This window comes from Rhodococcus sp. KRD162, assembly GCF_017168335.1.
Classification (GTDB): Bacteria; Actinomycetota; Actinomycetes; order Mycobacteriales; family Mycobacteriaceae; genus Rhodococcoides.
On record NZ_JABFAU010000015.1, the window covers coordinates 84,297 to 102,822 of the forward strand.

At 65.2% G+C, this 18,526-nt stretch carries 18 protein-coding genes, 1 pseudogene and 1 riboswitch; of the genes and pseudogenes, 4 read left to right on the plus strand and 15 right to left on the minus strand.

Annotated features, from left to right (window positions below):
• Complete coding sequence (locus tag J1M87_RS21175) at positions 1-1,059, minus strand: ABC transporter permease (protein ID WP_206491723.1); 1,059 nt, start codon at positions 1,057-1,059, stop codon at positions 1-3.
• A 29-nt stretch (positions 1,060-1,088) separates the two neighbouring features.
• On the minus strand, positions 1,089-2,135 hold the full coding sequence (locus tag J1M87_RS21180; RefSeq protein WP_241257302.1) for a sugar ABC transporter substrate-binding protein: 1,047 nt from the start codon (positions 2,133-2,135) through the stop codon (positions 1,089-1,091).
• 224 nt (positions 2,136-2,359) lie between these two features.
• Here J1M87_RS21180 and J1M87_RS21185 point away from each other — a divergent pair, with 224 nt between their 5' ends.
• The gene (locus tag J1M87_RS21185; protein ID WP_206491725.1) at positions 2,360-3,676 is read left to right on the plus strand and encodes a D-alanyl-D-alanine carboxypeptidase family protein; all 1,317 of its coding nucleotides are present in this window, start codon (positions 2,360-2,362) and stop codon (positions 3,674-3,676) included.
• Positions 3,677-3,704: 28 nt separating this feature from the next.
• Here the strand turns inward: J1M87_RS21185 and yhjD are convergent, their stop codons facing one another.
• From yhjD to J1M87_RS21235, 10 genes and pseudogenes are all read right to left on the minus strand, one after another.
• Positions 3,705-4,724 (minus strand): inner membrane protein YhjD, encoded by a 1,020-nt coding sequence (gene yhjD / locus J1M87_RS21190; RefSeq protein WP_206491728.1) that lies wholly within the window; start codon positions 4,722-4,724, stop codon positions 3,705-3,707.
• A gap of 83 nt (positions 4,725-4,807) precedes the next feature.
• Positions 4,808-5,848, minus strand: a complete 1,041-nt coding sequence (gene trpS / locus J1M87_RS21195) for a tryptophan--tRNA ligase (protein ID WP_206491730.1) — start codon at positions 5,846-5,848, stop codon at positions 4,808-4,810.
• 80 nt (positions 5,849-5,928) lie between these two features.
• Complete coding sequence (locus J1M87_RS21200; protein ID WP_206491732.1) at positions 5,929-6,735, minus strand: exodeoxyribonuclease III; 807 nt, start codon at positions 6,733-6,735, stop codon at positions 5,929-5,931.
• Between the two features lie 76 nt (positions 6,736-6,811).
• Positions 6,812-7,702 (minus strand): annotated as a pseudogene (gene yidC / locus J1M87_RS21205) (membrane protein insertase YidC); the annotation flags it as partial.
• A gap of 63 nt (positions 7,703-7,765) precedes the next feature.
• Positions 7,766-8,104 carry a DUF6412 domain-containing protein gene (locus tag J1M87_RS21210; protein WP_206491975.1) on the minus strand — a complete coding sequence of 113 codons (339 nt, stop codon included), beginning with the start codon at positions 8,102-8,104 and terminating at the stop codon, positions 7,766-7,768.
• Between the two features lie 61 nt (positions 8,105-8,165).
• A complete protein-coding gene (locus J1M87_RS21215) occupies positions 8,166-8,450 on the minus strand; it encodes a DUF6412 domain-containing protein (RefSeq protein ID WP_206491735.1) in 285 nt (94 codons plus the stop codon).
• Positions 8,451-8,496: 46 nt separating this feature from the next.
• Positions 8,497-9,927 carry a DUF4153 domain-containing protein gene (locus tag J1M87_RS21220; RefSeq protein ID WP_206491736.1) on the minus strand — a complete coding sequence of 477 codons (1,431 nt, stop codon included), beginning with the start codon at positions 9,925-9,927 and terminating at the stop codon, positions 8,497-8,499.
• Between the two features lie 88 nt (positions 9,928-10,015).
• Positions 10,016-10,990: a HAMP domain-containing sensor histidine kinase gene (locus J1M87_RS21225; protein WP_206491737.1), complete on the minus strand. Its 975-nt coding sequence runs from the start codon at positions 10,988-10,990 to the stop codon at positions 10,016-10,018.
• Positions 10,987-11,661, minus strand: a complete 675-nt coding sequence (locus J1M87_RS21230) for a response regulator transcription factor (RefSeq protein WP_206491739.1) — start codon at positions 11,659-11,661, stop codon at positions 10,987-10,989. The genes J1M87_RS21225 and J1M87_RS21230 overlap by 4 nt, the downstream gene beginning before the upstream one ends.
• 150 nt (positions 11,662-11,811) lie before the next feature.
• Positions 11,812-12,951, minus strand: coding sequence for an MFS transporter (locus J1M87_RS21235; RefSeq protein WP_206491960.1), 1,140 nt, complete (start codon positions 12,949-12,951; stop codon positions 11,812-11,814).
• A 355-nt stretch (positions 12,952-13,306) separates the two neighbouring features.
• A riboswitch (SAM riboswitch) is annotated at positions 13,307-13,430 on the plus strand.
• A 158-nt stretch (positions 13,431-13,588) separates the two neighbouring features.
• Between J1M87_RS21235 and J1M87_RS21240 the strand changes: the two genes are divergently transcribed.
• Both J1M87_RS21240 and J1M87_RS21245 read left to right on the plus strand, forming a co-directional pair.
• Positions 13,589-14,938, plus strand: coding sequence for a bifunctional o-acetylhomoserine/o-acetylserine sulfhydrylase (locus J1M87_RS21240; RefSeq protein WP_206491741.1), 1,350 nt, complete (start codon positions 13,589-13,591; stop codon positions 14,936-14,938).
• Entirely contained in the window at positions 14,932-16,080 is a 1,149-nt protein-coding gene (locus tag J1M87_RS21245) for a homoserine O-acetyltransferase (protein ID WP_374222413.1), read from the plus strand. Before J1M87_RS21240 ends, J1M87_RS21245 begins: the two co-directional genes overlap by 7 nt.
• A 49-nt stretch (positions 16,081-16,129) precedes the next feature.
• Here J1M87_RS21245 and J1M87_RS21250 read toward each other — a convergent pair whose 3' ends face one another.
• Genes J1M87_RS21250 through J1M87_RS21260 form a run of 3 tightly spaced genes read right to left on the minus strand, consistent with a single transcriptional unit; the run spans position 16,130 to position 17,981 of the window.
• The gene (locus J1M87_RS21250; protein ID WP_206491745.1) at positions 16,130-16,447 is read right to left on the minus strand and encodes a DUF3017 domain-containing protein; all 318 of its coding nucleotides are present in this window, start codon (positions 16,445-16,447) and stop codon (positions 16,130-16,132) included.
• An 11-nt stretch (positions 16,448-16,458) separates the two neighbouring features.
• Complete coding sequence (locus J1M87_RS21255; RefSeq protein WP_206491747.1) at positions 16,459-17,316, minus strand: bifunctional methylenetetrahydrofolate dehydrogenase/methenyltetrahydrofolate cyclohydrolase; 858 nt, start codon at positions 17,314-17,316, stop codon at positions 16,459-16,461.
• 56 nt (positions 17,317-17,372) lie between these two features.
• Entirely contained in the window at positions 17,373-17,981 is a 609-nt protein-coding gene (locus J1M87_RS21260) for a pentapeptide repeat-containing protein (RefSeq protein WP_206491749.1), read from the minus strand.
• A 33-nt stretch (positions 17,982-18,014) separates the two neighbouring features.
• Between J1M87_RS21260 and J1M87_RS21265 the strand changes: the two genes are divergently transcribed.
• Entirely contained in the window at positions 18,015-18,479 is a 465-nt protein-coding gene (locus tag J1M87_RS21265) for a tRNA (cytidine(34)-2'-O)-methyltransferase (RefSeq protein ID WP_206491751.1), read from the plus strand.
• The last annotated feature ends 47 nt before the right edge of the window (positions 18,480-18,526 follow it).

Consider the following 18,526-nt stretch of genomic DNA (forward strand, 5'->3'; position numbering starts at 1 on the left):
TCACCTTTTCGCCGCGAAGTTGCGGAACGAGCTGTTCGCGATCACCGCGAAGAGCAGCATCGCGCCGAGAAAGAACTTGAACCAGTCGGGATTCCACCCGGCGTAGACGATGCCCTGATTGGTCATACCGAAGATGAACGCCCCGATGAAAGCGCCGACGGCGGTTCCGTATCCGCCGGTGAGCAGGCAACCGCCGATCACGGCAGCGATGATGTAGAGGAACTCGTTGCCCACACCCTGGCCGGATTGCACCGTGTCGAACGCGAACAGCAGATGCATGCCGACGAACCAGGCACAGAAGCCGACGAACATGAACAGGCCGATCTTGACCCTCGTGACCGGGACACCGACCGCGCGTGCCGATTCCTGGTTGCCGCCGACTGCGAAGATCCAGTTGCCGATTCGGGTTCGCATCAACACCCAGGTCGCGGCCAGTGTCAGGATGATCCACCACACGACGGTGATGCGGACGGAAACTCCGAACAGTGAGAACGACGACGAGAAGACGGCCTTGGCCGAATCGAAGCCCTCCATGTCCGAAATCGACGGGGTGGCAACCTGGCCGGTGACGAGCTTGGTGACCGCGAGATCGATGCCGGTGAGCATCAGGAACGTGGCCAGCGTGATCAGGAACGACGGAATTCTGGTGCGCATCACCAGATATCCGTTGAACACACCCACCGACAGCGCCAGGATCAACGCCAATGCCGACCCGGCCCAGACGTTCAGATGCAGATTGTAGGCCAGCATCGAGGCCATCAACGAGGAGAACGTCACCGCCACACCGGTGGACAGGTCGAACTCACCGCCGATCATCAGCAGCGAGACACCGATCGCCATGATCCCGATGGTCGAGGATGCATACAGCACCGTGGTGAGGGCCTCGGGGGAACGAAACGGTGGCGCGACGATGCAGAAGAAGACGAAGATGACGATCGCACCGAAGAGGGAGCCGACCTCGGGACGAATCAACAAGCGCCGCAACGGCCTGCGCCTTGCGGCCCGCTCGTTCACCGCGACGGCGTGTGTCGGCAGAGCCGAATCGGCCGATGTGGGCATGAGGTTCCTTCCGCGCCGAATCGGTGCACTCACCGGGTGCCGTTGCGGGCGTACTCGGCGACGGCGTCGATGTTGGACGAGTCGATGAACGCTGGGCCGGTCAGAACCGGGGTGCCGCCGCCGATCGTGTTTCCGTTGTTGAGATAGAGCCACAGCGAGTCGATGGCCAGATAGCCCTGCAGATACGGCTGCTGATCGATCGCCCACGCGACGTCACCGGACTCGATCGCATCGACGAGTGCAGCGTTGGTATCGAAGGTGACGACGGTAGCGTCGCTTCCGGCATTGTTCGTCGACTGCACCGCCGTCAGGGCGATCGGAGCGGCGAGAGCAATGATGTGATCGATGCTCGGGTCCTGTTGCAGTTTGGCGGTGATCGTCGCCTCCACGGACGGCATGTCCCTGCTGTTGACGTTCAGGATCTCGGTGGTGCCCCCGGTGAAGCCCTGCGTGACGCCTGCGCAGCGAGCTTCGAGAGCCACCGCGCCCTGCTCCTGGATGATGCACAGCGTTTTCCGCGCACCGTCCTCGGTGAGGCGCTCACCCGCCGCCCGACCGGCGATGGTCTCGTCTTGGCCGAAGTACTGCTGAACTCCCATGCCTTTCCACGAGTCGTAACCGGAGTTGAAAGCGACCACCGGAATGCCTGCGGCGGTGGCGGCCTCGACGGAAGGGGCCATCGCATCGGGCTTGGCGAGGGTGACAGCGATACCGTCGACCTTGGAATCGATCGCACTCTGGACGAGGTTGGCCTGGTTCGGTGCCTCGGGATCGGCGGAGTAACGCAGTTCTATGTTGTCCTTGGCTGCGGCCGCTTCGGCACCCTTGCGGACGAGGTCCCAGAAGGTGTCGCCGGGAACCTCGTGCGTGATCATCGCTACCGTCGCGACCGGTGTATCGGCGACCCCCGCGTTGGTGCCCTCGTCGGACGAACGCGGGGCACCCCCGGTACTCGAGCAGGCAGCGACGGCCAGTGCCACGACGGCACCCAGCACGCACACAGCGGTCGGCCTGCGACCCGCCAGGCTGCGGGCTCTGCCGAGCCCATCGGCGTCGGGCCACCGTCGAAACTTCATTGCCAATCCTCTCCAACGACCGAACGATCGTGACACGGCCGGGCCGGTCGCTACGTTGAAAGTTGAAATATACGGTGCACGTACCTGCCCACTTCTCCTCAGCCCGAGCGCACCCCTCGGCCGCATTCATCGTCGCATCTGTCGAGCCTCGACGGACCCGGTTGGTCGGCCGACGAAGCGAGTCGTTTCAGCAAGGAGCGGCCCAGCGCATAGGGTGATTCGCGATGACAAGGATCAGAAGCTTCGCCGTCGTGTGTGCGGTGTCGATGGCCGTGGTCGGCGTGGGTGCCGCACCAGCTTCGGCGCAGCCTGCCCTCGAACCGCCGGTGACGACCACCCCGCCGTTCACCACGCCCTACACCGACAATTGCCCGTTCGCGGCGTCACCACCGCCCGCGATCGACCTGTCCGAGGTCCCGGCTCCTGGAAGCACTGTCCCACAACCTCTTCCGATTCCTGCCGAGGCCGTCGGCGGCGATCGGCTGGCCGAGTGCGGAGCGGTGGTCCCGGACGGCGCTCCCCCGCTACCCGCGGATATCTCGGCCACCGGGTTCGTCGTAGCCGATATGGACTCCGGCGCGGTGCTGGCAGCCAAGGATCCGCACGGCCGATATCGGCCCGCGAGCACGATCAAGGTACTGCTGGCGCTCGTGGCGCTGGACGAGCTGAATCTGAACACACAGGTCACCGCCACGGCCGAGGACGCCGCCGCCGAGGGCAGCGCCGTCGGCATCGGTAAGAACGGGGTCTACACCAATCTGCAACTGATGCAGGGGCTGGTGATGGCGTCGGGAAACGATGCAGCACATGCCCTGTCGAGACAAATGGGCGGCGACGGTGCCACCGTCGCGAAGATGAATGCCAAGGCCGTGGAGCTGGGCGCGCTCGATACTCGCACCGCAACGCCATCCGGTCTCGACGGACCAGGGATGGCCTGTTCCGCTTACGACCTCGCACTGATCTACCGCGAGGCCATGCGCAATCCGACTTTCACGCAACTGATTTCGACGCAGACCGTGCAGTTTCCCGGTTACCCGAAGGATCCCGCGATCCCCGAGGATCAGGACCGGCCCGGATTCACCCTGTCCAACGACAACCTGTTGCTCTACAACTACGAGGGTGCACTCGGCGGCAAGACCGGGTACACCGACGATGCCCGCCAGACATTCGTTGCCGGAGCCGAGCGCGACGGCAGACGGCTGGTGGTGACGATCATGCAGGGCGATGTGCTCCCGATCCGTCCGTGGGAGCAGGCGGCCCGCCTGTTGGACTACGGGTTCGCCATGGATTCGAGTAGCAGCGTCGGCGATCTCGTCGAGCCGCGGTCGACGTCCGCGGTGACGAGCACGCGGTCGAGCGGACCGACTCCGACTCTCGCTCAGCCACCGTCATCGGTGCCGTCCTCGTCCGCGTCCGGCAGTCGTCAGTCCGATCTGCAAGCGCAGGGCGACACAGTCGTTCGTATCGCGATCGGGGTCATCGGCACGATCGTGGTGCTGGGCTTGCTGTGGGGCGCTCGCAGACTCTCCCGCACTCGCTGAGGCTGCGTCAGGTCGTCACCGTGGAGTTCTACCGGCGACGATGACGTAGCCCTGCGACACCGAGCGCTGCCAGTGCGCCGGCACCCACCAGCGCCAGGCCACCGCCGACGCCTGGGCCTTCGCTCACCTCGACCCGCGTGGAAATCACTGCCGGCTCCGGTGCCGGAACGTGGGCTGCAGCGAGACTCTCACGCGTCGTCGCGGCGAACGACGTGGAGAACAGCACCAGCCGCGAGGTCGTGAACACGAACACCAGCAGACCGATGATGGGGCCGAACACCGCACCCGCAGGACCGCTCGTCACCGATGCCAGATAGAGGGCACCGAGTTGCTTGAAGATCTCGAATCCGATTGCAGCCAGCAGTGCCCCCTTGGCTGCGCTGCGCCACGACACCGGCTCGCGCGGCAGCCGTGAGATGACCCAGGTGAACAATGCCCATGTGCCCGCCAGGGCGAGAAGGATCGAAAACACACGTAGAGCGAGATCCACTCCGGGGACGGCATCGAGTCCCACCCACTCGAGAATGCGGCGCATGACACCGGCGCCGGCCAAGGCCGACAGCGCGAGTGACAGGACCAGCGCGGCACCGAGTCCGAGCAGCGCCGCGAAATCCTTGGCCTTGGTCGCCAGAAAGCCCGCCGGTTCGCGGTGGCTCTCCCACATGGCGGTCAGTGCCGCACGCAGGTTCGCGACCCAGCCGAGACCGGCGTACAACGCGCCGACCAGACCGATGATGCCGACACTCGCGCGCGAATCGATCGCCGTCTGAATCAGTGAATTGATCGTCTCACCGAAGCTGCCCGGCACATTCTCGGTGATCTGAGATTGGATCTCTGCCAGCCACCCCGGCTGGTTGACCAGCACGAAGCCGGCCACCGCGAACGCGACCATCAGTAGCGGAAACAGCGCCAGCACACTGAAATAGGTCATTCCGGCGGCGTAGTAATCGCCCTTCTGGCCTTGATATCGCTGCGCCGCAACGACGGTGTGATCGAGCCAGGGCCACCGGGCGCGCCGGTCGTCGAGCATGGCCTTGAAGTCGGGCATGGCACTCACCTTCTCGCTGTCGTCGGCCCTATCGCGTCGGTTTGCCGCATCGCTGCGCAGCGAAACCCGGTACGTCGAAAATGCTATGTGCCGGGTGGCAGGAAGCCCACTCGGTCGTAGACCTGGGCGAGCGTTCGACTCGCCACTTCCCTGGCCCGATCCGCTCCCGCGGACAGGATGCGGTCGAGTTCGGCTACGTCGGCCATGTACCCGTCCATCCGTTCACGCAACGGGACGACGAATTCGGTGAGAACGTCGGCAGTGTCGGACTTGAGGTCGCCGTATCCCTTGCCCGCATACCCGGCGACGAGGTCGTCGATACTCGTGCCGGACAACGCGGACTGCACGACCAACAGATTGCTGACGCCGGCCTTGTTCTCCGGATCGAACACGATGTCGCGTTCGTTGTCGGTGACCGCCGAGCGAATCTTCTTCGCCGACACCTTCGGATCGTCGAGAATATTGACGATGCCCGCCGGATTCGACGCGGACTTGCTCATCTTCGCAGTGGGATCCTGCAGATCGAAGATTTTCGCGGTGCCCTTGATGATGTGCGCATCAGGGACGACGAACGTCTTCTTGAATCGCGTGTTGAAACGCTGCGCCAGGTCTCGGGTCAATTCCAGATGCTGACGCTGGTCCTCGCCCACCGGCACCAGATTGGGCCGGTAGAGCAGAATGTCGGCCGCTTGCAGGACGGGGTAGGTGAACAGCCCGACGCTGGTGTGCTCGCGACCCTGCTTGGCCGACTTGTCCTTGAACTGCGTCATCCGTGCGGCTTCACCGAACCCGGTGATGCAGTTGAGAACCCACGCCAACTGAGCATGCTCGGGCACCTGGCTCTGGACGAACAGCGTCGACTTTTCCGGATCGATGCCCACCGCGAGCAACTGCGCCGCGGCCACGCGCGTACGCCGACGTAGTTCCTTGGGATCCTGCGGAACGGTGATCGCATGCAGGTCCGGGATGAAGTAGAACGCGTCGAACTCGTTCTGCAACTCCACCCAGTTCCGCACCGCACCCAGATAGTTGCCCAGATGGAACGAATCGGCCGTCGGTTGGATGCCGGAGAGCACCCGTCGGCGCGGGCCCTGCGGAGTGTCGATGGGGTCGGGAGAAGACATAGGGCAATCTTTTCACGACCCGACCGAGGCGGGTGGCGTGCCTTGCCTATCGCACCCGGGTCCGCTCCGCGGGCTCTGCTCTAGCGGTAGCGCACCGTCACCGGCGCGTGATCGGACCAGCGCTGGTCGTAGGCCTCGGCCCGCTCGGTGATCGCTTCCTTGGCGCGCTCGGCGAGCACACGGGTGGCCAATTGATAATCGATGCGCCATCCTGCGTCGTTGTCGAACGCCTTACCGCGGTAGGACCACCAGCTGTACGGGCCCTCGACGCCCGGGTGCATCTCGCGCACCACATCGGTCCACGGCGAATTCTCGGCGAGCAGTTGCGATACCCACTCACGCTCCTCCGGCAGGAACCCCGAATTCTTGCGGTTGGTCTTCCATGCCTTCAGATCCGCCTCGGTGTGGGCGATGTTCCAGTCGCCGCAGACCACCACGTCCCGGTCGTCGGCCTTGGCAGCCTCGGCCGCCGTGGCCAGGTACTTCGCGAACGCCGTCATGAAGCGTTCTTTCTCGTCCTGGCGTTCGGTGCCCACCTCCCCCGAAGGCAGGTAGAGGCTCGCCACGGTGACATCTCCGAAATCGCCTTCGATGTAGCGGCCGACCTCGGCGAATTCCGCAGCGCCGATCCCGGTACGTATGGCGGCGGGGGCCTCTTTCGACAGCAACGCCACACCGTTGCGTCCTTTCGCAGACGGTTCGGCCGAGGCCAGATGCCAGCCCGCGTCGAGCGCCGGGGCCAACGCCTTGGTCAGCTCCCCGTCGTTGGCGCGGGTTTCCTGCAGGCAGATGACGTCGGCATCGGTGGCCTCGAGCCACGGCAGCATGCCTTTGCGAACAGCTGCGCGAATTCCGTTGACGTTGACGGTGGAAATTGTGATCGGCACGCCGACGACGGTAACGGAGACCACCGACAGAGCCAGGGCGGCCTCCCGATCGAGGTCGCTTCCGCTATCGCCGTCGAGGCTTCGCGCCTGGTCTCGGCGCGGTGACCACCGATGTCACCTCCGGTACCGGAGTCGGTTCACGATCGATGCGCCGGTAGACGATGTGCTGCTGTAGGTAGGTCCAGATGTTGTTGCTGGTGAAGTAGAGCAGCGCCGCGACCGGGAGCACCGCACCACCGACGAGTACTCCGGCCGGGAAGACCCAGAGCGTCAGCTTGTTCATGATCGCCGTCTGCGGGTTGGCCGCTGCCGTTGCATCCTGACGGGCGATCGACGCCCGAGAATTGAGATGGGTGGCCACCGCAGCGGTGATCACCAGCGGGATCGCAACCAGCGCGATACTCGACACCGACGGCACTCCTCCGAACGGGCCGAATGCCTCCAACACTTCTCGGGAGCTGTTCACCGCAGCAGAGATCGGCGCACCGAAGAGCCGTGCCCCGAGAAAGGACTGCACATCGGCAGCGCTGAAGACGTAGTTCGCGGTGTTCGCATTGTCCTGCGCCGTCATACCGAGATGACCGAACCCGGTGCCGGTTCGGTTGAACGAGCGAAGCACGTGCAGCAGACCGAGGAAAACCGGGCCCTGCGCCAACAGAGGTAGGCACCCCATCAAGGGATTGACACCGTGTTCCTGCTGCAACTTCCGCATCTCGGTCGCCTGTCGAGCACGGTCTCCGGGGTACTTCTTCTGTACGGCCTCGATGTGTGGTTTCAGCCTCTTCATGACCAGCTGAGAGCGGATCTGACCGACGAACGGTTTGATCAGCACCACCCGCAGAGTGAAGACGAGAAATATCACGGCCAATGCCCAGGCGAAGCCGTTGTCCGGGCCGAGCGCGGCTCCGAACACGCGGTGCCAGAACCACAGCACTGCGGAGACGGGGTAGTAGACGAAATCGAGCATGGTGGAGCACCTCACTGTGAGAGAAGTCGGTCGGATGGCGTCTCGACCGGATCTCGCAGTGGCTCAGAGGGATCTGGAGCCACCGGTCCGGTCGGAAGACCGACCGGGGGCTCTCGGCATGGGGCGACCTGGCGCATCGGGTTGCTGTTGTCTGCGGAACGATCCCCGAAGTCGCCGACCATCCGCACCGGCAGCGCACGACGGCAGCAGCGCAATCACTGCCAGGTCGGACGGCGCACCGAGGACCAGCAGGGACGCCGCGAGTAGCGCACCGAACATCGCTATCTGTGCGGCGGGTTGTGCGTCGACGGCGGTGACGACGACGAGCAGGACGGCAAGGACGCCGAACAGTGTTCCGGCGTAGCGTCGAATCGACAGGTGAAAGGTTCGAGAATCGAGCATCTTCAGTTCCTCGGACAGCCTCGCAGACAATGGGTTGCGAAGGTGTGGGGGAACTTTCGAACTACAGCGCCCCCACCAGCGCACCGGGTGCGCGTGGCTGTGGGCGGCCCGGAGCGTCCGGGCGATGCTGACGTCGGAACGACCCTCGAAGGTGGCGTCCCTCCGCGGTGGGGCCGACATTCGGCAGCAGGCGCATCAGTGCCGGGACGTCGACACGGTGCGCGAGCAGCATCAGCGTTGCCAGCGCCGCGACGAGGATCAGTGCCACGTCTGCGGTGGCGACCGGCATCGTCAGGTACAGCGACACGAGCAGCAGCGAGGTGACGACAAGGCTCTGGTATCTCATCGCGCACCTCCCGTTCCGACGCCTACCCGATGGTTCGAGTCGTTGCTCAGGGTACAGATACCGAAGGGTCCGTGCACAGGTGCCAGGTATCGCCGACGAACACCGGACCGCGGGCTTCGACGCAGGGACGCACGTGCTCGGGCAGTCGCTCGAGTTCCGCGTCGGCGTCGGACGAGAGCCCACCCAGGTAGAAGACATCGATGCGGCCGGTCTCCTCGAAGCGCTCCACGTTGTGCCGCGCGATGTACGCATCGGGATTCAGGGCAGCCAAGGCGAGCACGGTCAGTACCGCCCCGACGCCCACTGCGCGCGGGAGCCAGCGCCCCGACATCCGCACACCAGCGACGAGCAGGAGCACGAACACCGATCCCAGCCACCACTCGACAGCCGTGACGAACAACCGGAGGGTGGTGTACCCGTACTGCTCCTCGTACAACGACATGCGATGCAGGGCCGACGCAACGATCACCAACGACAGCAGGCACAGCGCTCCGAGCAACGCCCGCAATGCGCTTCGATCGCGGCGATCCGCGCGTCGAGCCTGTGCGAGCGTGACCGCTATGACGAGCAGCGTCAGTACTGTGACCGCGAGCAATTGCCAGAAGCCCTGCCGTGCGTACTGAGCGTTGGTCAGGCCCTCGGTGGTCTGCACGTGGTCTTGGCCGCCGAAGAGCACCGGAATCTGGAACCCGACGAACACGGCGAACAGGGCCACCACCGCCCCGAGGGGAACCATCCACTCCCACAACTGCACTGATCGACGCGGCGACGGTGCGAGGCGATCGAACCTGGGCGGATGCAGCGCGACGTAGCACGCAGCGAGCGCAGCTCCCGTGGTGAGCACGAAGACGAGGGTGCGTCCGAGAATCGTTGCGGCATCGAGCTCGGGCGTCACTGCGCCCAGCGCATCCGAGAAGCGCTTGTCGGCGGCACCGAACAACGCCGCGAACACGATGCAGAGCCCCAGAGTCACGGCGGCCACCATGGCGATGCGCACCGGCCGAGGCCCCTCCAGATCGACCGAACCGGCTCCGCGTCGAGTCCACCGAGCGACCCGCACCGGCAGCAACACCGGCAGGAGAGCGCCGAGTGCAATTCCCGTCCACGTCCAGGCCCGGGAGAGCACCACGACTCCGACCACAACCCCGAGCGTCGTCGACATCGTCACGATCCACTCGGCCGCGCGCAGTGCCGACACGCTCGCCAGGGCCAGCACTGCAGCCACGCCTGCCCACTCCCAACGCGACAGCCTGCCGCTGCGCGCTGCGAGTACGACGACCACGAAAGCCAGGGCGGTGAGCAACACACCGAACGTGTTGTCCACCAACGTCACCGAACCGACCAGTCCGGCAGCAGCGGACCCGAGGAGCACCGTTCGGGGAGCCCGCCCATACCGCAGCACCGGCCAGGTGCGAGGCCCCCACAAGGAGTGACCGTGCTTCGTTCTCGAATGAATCGGAGTGTCGATCGTGGTCATGGCGCTTCCCTTTTCTGTGTTTCGGGCATGGAAGGTCGGCGACTGTGGTCCGGGGACGTGCAGTCGCGGTTCTGATCGATCGTGGAGGTCAGTGCTCGGGAATGGCCACTCTGATGTGGCAGCCGACTTCGCTGTCGAGCACTTCGATGGTTCCGCCGTGCAGTTCGGTGGCCCAGCGAGCGATGGAGAGCCCGAGACCTGTTCCGCCGTCGGTGGATCCGCCACGGGTGAATCGATCGAAGACCGCACGGCGATCGGCAGGCGCAATGCCCGGTCCCTCGTCGAGCACGTCGAACACGAAGGCCTCGTCCGTTCGGTGGGCTCGTAGTGTCACCGCGGTCGACGGCTGGGAATGACGAATCGCGTTGTCCACGAGATTGGTGATCACCTGGGTCATGCGAGAGCGGTCGGCCACCACTGTTGCCTCTTCGGGCGAGACGAGAATCGACACTCGGTCCCGATGGGCGTCGGTGGCGTCCTCGAGGAACTGCCGCACGGGGAATTCCTCGGGGGCGATGGTGAGTACCCCGCCCTCCACCCGCGAGAGATCGAGCAACTCACTGACCAGATCACCGAGCCTCTCGGTCTGACGCAGCGCCACCGACAGCCTCTCGGGATCGGCCTCGGTCACCCCGTCGACCATGTTCTCGAGTACGGCACGCAGGGCAGCGATCGGCGTCTTCAACTCGTGCGCGACGTTGCCGATCAGTTCACGGCGATACTTCTCGGCTGCTTCCAGATCGCCGGCCATGGTGTTGAATGCGACGGCGAGCTTGCCCACTTCGTCCCGCGAGGTGGCCGCAACTCGCGTCGAATAGTCGCCTCGCGCCATCGCCGTCGCCGCCGAGGTCATCTCGCGCAACGGCGACGTCATCCCATGAGCGACGAATTGCGTTGCAGCCAAGGACACCACGAGCGCCGCGAGCAGCGTGTAGCGAAATTGCCAACCGGCCCCGATCCAGAAGACGACACTGGCCAACACCAGCACGATGCCGACGATGAGCGAAACCTTGAGCTTGAACGACCGAAGCGGATCCAACGGGCGTGGCAACATCGGGGTCATCGCGGCGACTCCAGGGCATATCCGACGCCGTGCACGGTACGGATCAGGTCGCCACCGAGCTTGCGGCGCAGCGCTTTCACATGCGAGTCGACGGTTCTGCTGCTCGCCGAATCGTCCCAGCCCCACAGTTGCGAGAGCAGAGTCTCCCGCGAGACGGCGGTCCGGGGCCGTGCCGCGAGATAGGAAAGGATGTCGAATTCTGTTCTGGTCAAGTGAATGTCGCCGGAGTGGTTCGATACCCGCCGCGCACGATGGTCGATCTGCACGTTACCGACTCGCACCGCGCTGGGTTCGGCGGACACCGACCGCTCGGCGCGGCGAATCAGGGCGTGTACGCGAGCGACCAACTCCCGCATGCTGAACGGTTTGCCCAGATAGTCGTCCGCGCCGATACCGAGCCCGACGAGCATGTCGGTCTCCTCCGACTTCGCCGTCAACATCAACACCGGGACCGGACGGGACGCCTGGATCCGGCGGCAGACTTCGAGCCCGTCGAACCCGGGCAGCATCAGGTCGAGCACCACCACGTCGGGATCGATCCGGGCGCACTCCTCGACTGCCGACGGGCCGTCGGCGGCAGTGACGACCTCGTACCCTTCGCCGCGCAGCCGAGCGGCAACGGCCTCCGAGATCGTGGGCTCGTCGTCCACGACGAGAACTGTGCGGCTCATGAGAACTGACCCTAGAGGGCGCACGTGCAGGAGTCCGTCGGGAAATGTGGAGGTTCGGTGAAGGTTCGACCGCCCAACCGTCGACCCGGCCGCGTGCCTGATCCGGGTGCCGCGGCGACGATCACCCGCCGATACACCGCAGCAGCATCTTCACCCCGTGGTGCGCTTGTCCATCCACATGGCGGTGGCCAGCACACCGAGACCGGCCACAGCCAGCCCCGAGCCCACGGCGGCGGGGGCGGTGTAGCCGAAGCCTGCGGCGATCACGGCACCGCCGACCGCAGCTCCGATGGCGTTGGCCAGATTGAACGCTGCGTGGTTGAGCGATGCCGCGAGTGTCTGGGCGTCCTCGGCCACATCCATCAATCTCGTTTGTAGGCCGGGAACCACCGAGGAACCGGAAGCGCCGATCAAGAACACCAGCAACAGTGCCGTGATCGGGTTGTGTGCTGCCACGACGAACACCGCCAGACTCACCGCGGTGGCGGCCAACCCGACGAACGTGCCCTTGAGCTTGTATCGATCGGCCAGCCAACCGCCTGCGTAGTTTCCGACGACCATGCCGAGTCCGTAGATCATCAGCGCGATCGGCACCAACGCACGGGCGAGACCGGCCACGTCGGTCAGCGTCGACGCGATGTAGGTGTAGACGGCGAACATGCCACCGAAACCGACGATGCCCACGAACAACGTCATCCAGACCTGGCTGCGCCGCAACGCGCCGAGTTCGGTGACAGGACTGGTGGTCGGCATGGCGTCCAGACGTGGCATCCAGAGCGCGAGGGCGGTGACGGTCAGGGCACCGATCACGGCGACCAGCGCGAAGGCGCTTCGCCAGCCGAGGGCCTGCCCGATCCACGTGGCCACCGGGACGCCGACGACGTTGGCGACGGACAGGCCCATCATGACCATCGCGACGGCTTTGGCTCGTTTGCCCGGCTCGGCGAGGTGCGCAGCGACCAGCGCCGCTACCCCGAAGTACGCACCGTGCGGCAGTCCTGCGACGAATCTGGAGACCACCAGCTCGTCGAAGCTGGGTGCGAAGACGGTGCCGAGATTGCCGAGGGTGAAGGCCACCATCAGCGCCAGCAACAGCATCCGGCGCGGAAGGCGCGCGGCCAGAGCGGCGATGGTCGGTGCACCCACGACCACGCCGAGCGCGTACGCGGAGATCATGTGTCCGGCCGAGGGCTCGGAGATCCCCATCGTCGTGGCGATGTCCGGTAGCAACCCCATCGACGCAAATTCCGTGGTGCCGATCCCGAACCCGCCGATCGACAGCGCCAACATCGCAAGCTTGCGGCGGGTGGAGTGCGGTCGATGGCTGACACTCAGGCCGCTCGACACCTTGCCGCGCACAGCGCTGACACGGGAACGAGCAGAATCGGTGACAGTCACGGCGGTACAACTTTCGTTTTCGATCGAAGACAGAACAAGCAGGATGGACGTTCGGAGGATGGGTTCGACACATCCACCTGACGTGGCAACATCCAACCTTCCCATTGTCTTCCTCGTGGAGTGCTGTTTTCGTCTCCTCGCGCCGTGATAGTCCTCACCTGAGCATCTGCTCGAGCGTGATCGCCCGCGCACCCGAGCCCGAGCCCTTGTTCCGGTAGGCCCGTCGCACCCGCTAGAATCTGCGCCAGGTCATGAGTGCCAGCATCGAGCCCCGGCTTGCTGGCCGGCAACCCTCCAACCGCGGTGGGGTGCCCCGGGTGAACGACCGGGCCGATCCGGCACGCCGAGTGCCGAATCGACAAGCGCGGGTCCGCAGGCAGCGGACCCACTGAATCCTCGGCCCTGAAATGGACCGAGGCCAGTCAGGAGGTTCTCTCATGTGTTGCTGTACCGATACGCCCCGTAACGCTCGACTTCTCGAGCTTCATTCGACCTCGCACTCGACTTCGAAAACGGAGTATCACCAGCCATGACCGATTCGACCCCGGACCCGACCGACGCCTCCGGAGCACCCACCGAAGATCCCTTCACCGACCCCGCCGCCAACTGGAGCTTCGAGACGAAGCAGATCCACTCGGGCCAAACCCCCGACGGCACCACCAACGCTCGCGCGTTGCCGATCTACCAGACCACCTCGTACACGTTCGACAACACCGATCACGCGGCCGCGCTGTTCGGCCTGGCCGAGCCGGGCAACATCTACACCCGCATCATCAACCCGACGCAGGACGTCGTCGAGCAGCGCATCGCCGCCCTCGAAGGCGGAGTCGCGGCATTGCTGCTCGCGTCGGGTCAGGCCGCCGAGACGTTCGCCATTCTCAACCTCGCGGAGGCCGGCGACCACATCGTGTCGAGCCCGCGGCTCTACGGCGGCACGTACAACCTGTTCCACTACACACTCCCCAAGCTCGGCGTCACCGTCTCGTTCGTCGACGATCCCGATGACCTCGAGCAGTGGCGTGCCGCAATCACCCCGTCGACCAAGGCGTTCTACGGCGAGTCGATCTCGAACCCGAAGAACGACATTCTCGACATCCCCGGTATCTCGGCGGTGGCCCACGAGAACGGCATCCCGCTGATCGTGGACAACACCGTGGCGACGCCGTACCTGCTGCAGCCGTTGAAGCACGGTGCCGACATCGTGGTGCACTCCGCGACGAAATACCTCGGCGGCCACGGAACAGCCATCGCGGGCGTCATCGTCGACGGTGGCACGTTCGATTGGACGCAGGGCCGTCATACCAATTTCACCACCGCTGATCCGAGCTACCACGGCGTCGTGTTCGCCGATCTCGGTGCGCCCGCCTTCGCGTTGAAGGCACGCGTCCAGCTGTTGCGTGACATCGGTGCTGCGGTTTCGCCGTTCAATGCCTTCCTCATCAGCCAGGGCCTGGAAACGCTGAGCCTTCGGATCGAGCGGCACGTGGAGAACGCGCGCAAGGTTGCCGCGTTCCTCGCCGGGCGCGAGGACGTGGTGTCCATCAACTACGCCGGACTCGAATCCTCGCCGTGGTACCAACGTGGGCAGGAACTGTTGCCGAAGGGGCAGGGCGCGATCATCGCGTTCGAGTTGAAGGGCGGAGTGGACGCGGGCAAGAAGTTCGTCGACGCACTCACACTCCACAGCCACGTCGCTAACATCGGAGACGTGCGTTCACTCGTCATCCATCCCGCATCCACCACGCATTCCCAGCTGACTCCGGAGGAGCAGCTGGCTTCGGGCGTCACTCCAGGCCTGGTGCGTCTTGCCGTAGGCATCGAAGGAATCGACGACATCATCGCCGATCTCGAGGCCGGATTCAGCGCGGCGGCATCTTGAGTCACAGCTGCGACACAGGCGTTCGTCCGGAGGCGGTTCTTCCGTCTCCGGACGGGCGGCTGGGAACCATCGACATCGGCAGTCTCGATCTCGAGAACGGCGCTCGAATCCCCCAGGTCACCGTCGCGGTGCAACGGTGGGGCGAACTCGCCACCGACCGCAGCAACGTGGTCCTCGTCGAACATGCACTGACCGGGGACTCGCATGTGTCCGGTCCGTCGGACGCCGATCACGCTCTGCCGGGTTGGTGGAACGGAATGGTCGGTCCCGGTTGCCCCATCGACACCGACGAGTGGTGCGTCGTGGCGACCAACGTCCTCGGCGGTTGCGGAGGCACCACCGGCCCCAGCAGCATCTCTCCCGACGGCTCGCCGTACGGGTCGCGCTTCCCGGAAATATCGATCCGGGATCAGGTGGCCGCGGAAGTTGCCGTGGCCGACGTCCTCGGAATCGAGCGGTTCGCGGCCGTCGTCGGCGGCTCCATGGGCGGAATGCGCACCCTGGAATGGATCGTGGGCCATCCCGACCGAGTGGCGGCCGCGTTGGTACTCGCGGTCGGTGCCAGGGCAACTGCCGACCAGATCGGCACTCAGACAACACAGATCGCCGCGATCAAGGCCGATCCGGGATGGCTCGGCGGCAACTACCACGACACCGGTACCTCACCGAAGGCCGGTCTCGGCATCGCGCGGCGCATCGCGCACCTGACGTACCGAACCGAAAGCGAACTCGACATCAGGTTCGGCAACTCGCCGCAGAACGACGAAGACCCCTGGGCCGGTGGCAGATACTCCGCGCAGAGCTACCTCGAGCATCAGGCAGCGAAGCTGGTCAACCGATTCGATGCGGCGACGTATGTGCTGCTCACCGAGGCCATGAATCGCCACGATGTGGGTCGGGGCCGCGGCGGTGTCGCCGAAGCTCTTGCGTCCGTACCGGTTCCGACGATCGTCGGCGGCGTCGATTCCGATCGCCTGTATCCGTTGCGGCTGCAGAAGGAGATCGCCCGCGAACTCCCGCAGTGCCGCGGACTCGAAGTAATCCAATCCCGCGACGGCCACGACGGCTTTCTCACCGAGGCCGATTCGGTGGCGAAGCTGCTCGCCGAGACGATGGAGCTGGCCCGCTTGGGACGGCGCTGACACCGAACGTGCTTGTCCGGTTGCCCCTGCAGACTGCTCCTGGCAGGCGTCAGTCCGTTCCCAGCGGGTCGATCGACAGCGACAAGAAGACGATCGCTCCCCCGACCCCGCCCAGCGCCAGCACATCGAATCCTCGACTGCGCACGCTCAGTATGCCGACGCGCGATTCCGGCAGGCACAGTCTGAGCACTGCGGCCAGTAGCGCGGCACATCCGAAGATGAACGACCCGCGTCGCCAACGATCTGCCAACACCAGGATCAGTGCGGCCAGCACGACGACAGAGACCGCGAGGATCGGCAGATTGCGCGCCACAGCTGCGCGGAACCCCGGTTCGGGCTCGTCTCGGGCATCCTCCGCGGCGTTCATCGTCGGTACGCTCAGCCCTGCGCCGCAGTGCGTTCCGCGCGCTCGACCACGTTGGTGAGCAAGAACGCTCGCGTCAGCGGTCCGACGCCACCGGGGTTGGGCGAGACGAAACCGGCCACCTCCGAGACACCGTCGGCGACGTCCCCGCGCAGCCCGTCCTCGGTACGGCTCACCCCCACATCGAGCACCGCAGCGCCCGGCTTGACCATGTCTGCGGTGATCAATCCCGGCACTCCGGCGGCAGCGATGACGATGTTGGCACGGGAGACCTCGGCCGCGAGATCGAGCGTTCCGGTGTGACACAACGTGACTGTGGCGTTCTCCGAACGCCGGGTGAGCAGTAGCCCGAGCGGCCGGCCCACGGTGACACCGCGGCCGATGACCACAGCATGGGCACCGTCGAGAGCGACGTCGTAGCGCCTGAGCAGGTGCACGATGCCGCGGGGTGTGCACGGCAGGGCGGCATCCTTGCCGAGCACGAGCCGACCCAGGTTGATCGGGTGCAGTCCGTCGGCGTCCTTGTCCGGATCGATTCGCTCCAGCGCAGCGTTCTCGTCGAGATGCTTCGGCAAGGGCAGCTGGACGATGTACCCGGTGCACTCCGGGTTGGCATTGAGTTCGTCGATGACGGCCTCGAGATCCGCCTGGGTGATGTCCGCGGGCAGATCACGGCGAATCGAGGTGATACCGACCTTCGCGCAATCGTTGTGCTTGCCCCGAACGTATGCGGCCGAGCCCGGGTCGTCACCGACCAACACCGTCGCCAACCCCGGGGTGACCCCCTTCTCACGCAGTGCCGCCACGCGGGCGGTGAGATCGACGAATATTTCGTCGCGGGTCGCTTTGCCATCGAGGATCGTTGCAGTCACTCGGCCATTGTTCCAGGCTCGAGGTCGGCTGCGGCGCGCCGGTCCGGGCGGGCGCGTCAGCCCTCGACGACAAGACCCTGAGCGCCCGCGTACGCAACCGCCTGCATCAGCTCGATCTTTGCGCCTCGTACGCTTGCGCTCACCCACAGCGACGAATCGACGAGGGCTCCGCGAAGGTCAGCCTCGTCGAACGTGGCGTCGACGGTGCGTGCACCCGAGAAATCGACCGAGTTCACGGTGGCCTTCCGAAAATCCGTGGAGACGAGATTCGCCTCCCGCATCCGGCACCCCGTCAGGTCGAGGCCACGAAGATCGGCTTTCCCCAGTGCAGTGAGAGTGAAATCGACCTCGTCGTACGTCGCGGGTCGCATCCGACTGTCGACGAACGTCGAGCCCATCATGGTCGAGTGCCGAAAGGTGCTGTGCTGGAGATTCGTCCGGGTGAAGGTGCAGGAGCGGAACGCCGAGTTCGTGTGGATCGATTCGGTCAGGTCGGTGCCGGTGAAGTCGCATTCGGTGAACACCACCGCCTCGGTTCGCACTCCACTCATGTCTGCATCGCGAAAAGTGCACCGAAGAAAATGCTTGCCCGTCCATTCCTTCCCGTCGAGTCGCGAGTCGGAAAAATCTTCACCGATGATCTGTTCGTCGTCCACCTGCCCCATACTTCCCCGGTTCGGGGTGGCAAAGTGAACCGGGTGTTTCGACTGATGTTCTTCGAGCCCCGGATTCCCCAGAACACCGGCAACGCGATTCGCCTGGTCGCGGGCACCGGATGCGAACTGCACCTGGTGGGCCCACTCGGCTTCGACATGTCCGAGCCCAAGCTCAAACGTGCCGGGCTCGACTATCACGACCTCGCGTCGGTCACCGTGCACCGAGACCTGCCCTCGGCCTGGGCTGCGCTGGCACCGACGCGGGTGTTCGCCTACACAGCGCACGCCACTCGTTCCTACGCCGATGTCGCCTACGAACCCGGCGATGTCCTGCTGTTCGGACCGGAACCCACCGGTCTGCCCGACGAGGTTCTCGACGACCCGCATGTCAGCGATCGACTACGCATTCCGATGATTCCGGGACGGCGATCACTCAACCTCGCCAACGCAGCGGCGGTCACGATGTACGAGGCCTGGCGGCAGCACGGATACCAGGGCAGCGTCTGACGCATCGGCTTCGAATGCGCTCGAAGCACACCCAGAAGTATCCGAGA

What these genes read in the sequence shown, in the direction of transcription:
- J1M87_RS21210 (WP_206491975.1), bottom strand. Translation starts at nt 8,104, where the DNA reads ATGCTCGATTCTCGAACCTTTCACCTGTCGATTCGACGCTACGCCGGA.
- yhjD (WP_206491728.1), bottom strand. Translation starts at nt 4,724, where the DNA reads ATGCCCGACTTCAAGGCCATGCTCGACGACCGGCGCGCCCGGTGGCCC.
- J1M87_RS21175 (WP_206491723.1), bottom strand. Translation starts at nt 1,059, where the DNA reads ATGCCCACATCGGCCGATTCGGCTCTGCCGACACACGCCGTCGCGGTG.
- J1M87_RS21220 (WP_206491736.1), bottom strand. Translation starts at nt 9,927, where the DNA reads ATGACCACGATCGACACTCCGATTCATTCGAGAACGAAGCACGGTCAC.
- trpS (WP_206491730.1), bottom strand. Translation starts at nt 5,848, where the DNA reads ATGTCTTCTCCCGACCCCATCGACACTCCGCAGGGCCCGCGCCGACGG.
- J1M87_RS21240 (WP_206491741.1), top strand. Translation starts at nt 13,589, where the DNA reads ATGACCGATTCGACCCCGGACCCGACCGACGCCTCCGGAGCACCCACC.
- J1M87_RS21260 (WP_206491749.1), bottom strand. Translation starts at nt 17,981, where the DNA reads ATGGGGCAGGTGGACGACGAACAGATCATCGGTGAAGATTTTTCCGAC.
- J1M87_RS21230 (WP_206491739.1), bottom strand. Translation starts at nt 11,661, where the DNA reads ATGAGCCGCACAGTTCTCGTCGTGGACGACGAGCCCACGATCTCGGAG.
- J1M87_RS21215 (WP_206491735.1), bottom strand. Translation starts at nt 8,450, where the DNA reads ATGAGATACCAGAGCCTTGTCGTCACCTCGCTGCTGCTCGTGTCGCTG.
- J1M87_RS21180 (WP_241257302.1), bottom strand. Translation starts at nt 2,135, where the DNA reads ATGAAGTTTCGACGGTGGCCCGACGCCGATGGGCTCGGCAGAGCCCGC.
- J1M87_RS21225 (WP_206491737.1), bottom strand. Translation starts at nt 10,990, where the DNA reads ATGACCCCGATGTTGCCACGCCCGTTGGATCCGCTTCGGTCGTTCAAG.
- J1M87_RS21250 (WP_206491745.1), bottom strand. Translation starts at nt 16,447, where the DNA reads ATGAACGCCGCGGAGGATGCCCGAGACGAGCCCGAACCGGGGTTCCGC.
- J1M87_RS21185 (WP_206491725.1), top strand. Translation starts at nt 2,360, where the DNA reads ATGACAAGGATCAGAAGCTTCGCCGTCGTGTGTGCGGTGTCGATGGCC.
- J1M87_RS21235 (WP_206491960.1), bottom strand. Translation starts at nt 12,951, where the DNA reads ATGTTGGCGCTGTCGATCGGCGGGTTCGGGATCGGCACCACGGAATTT.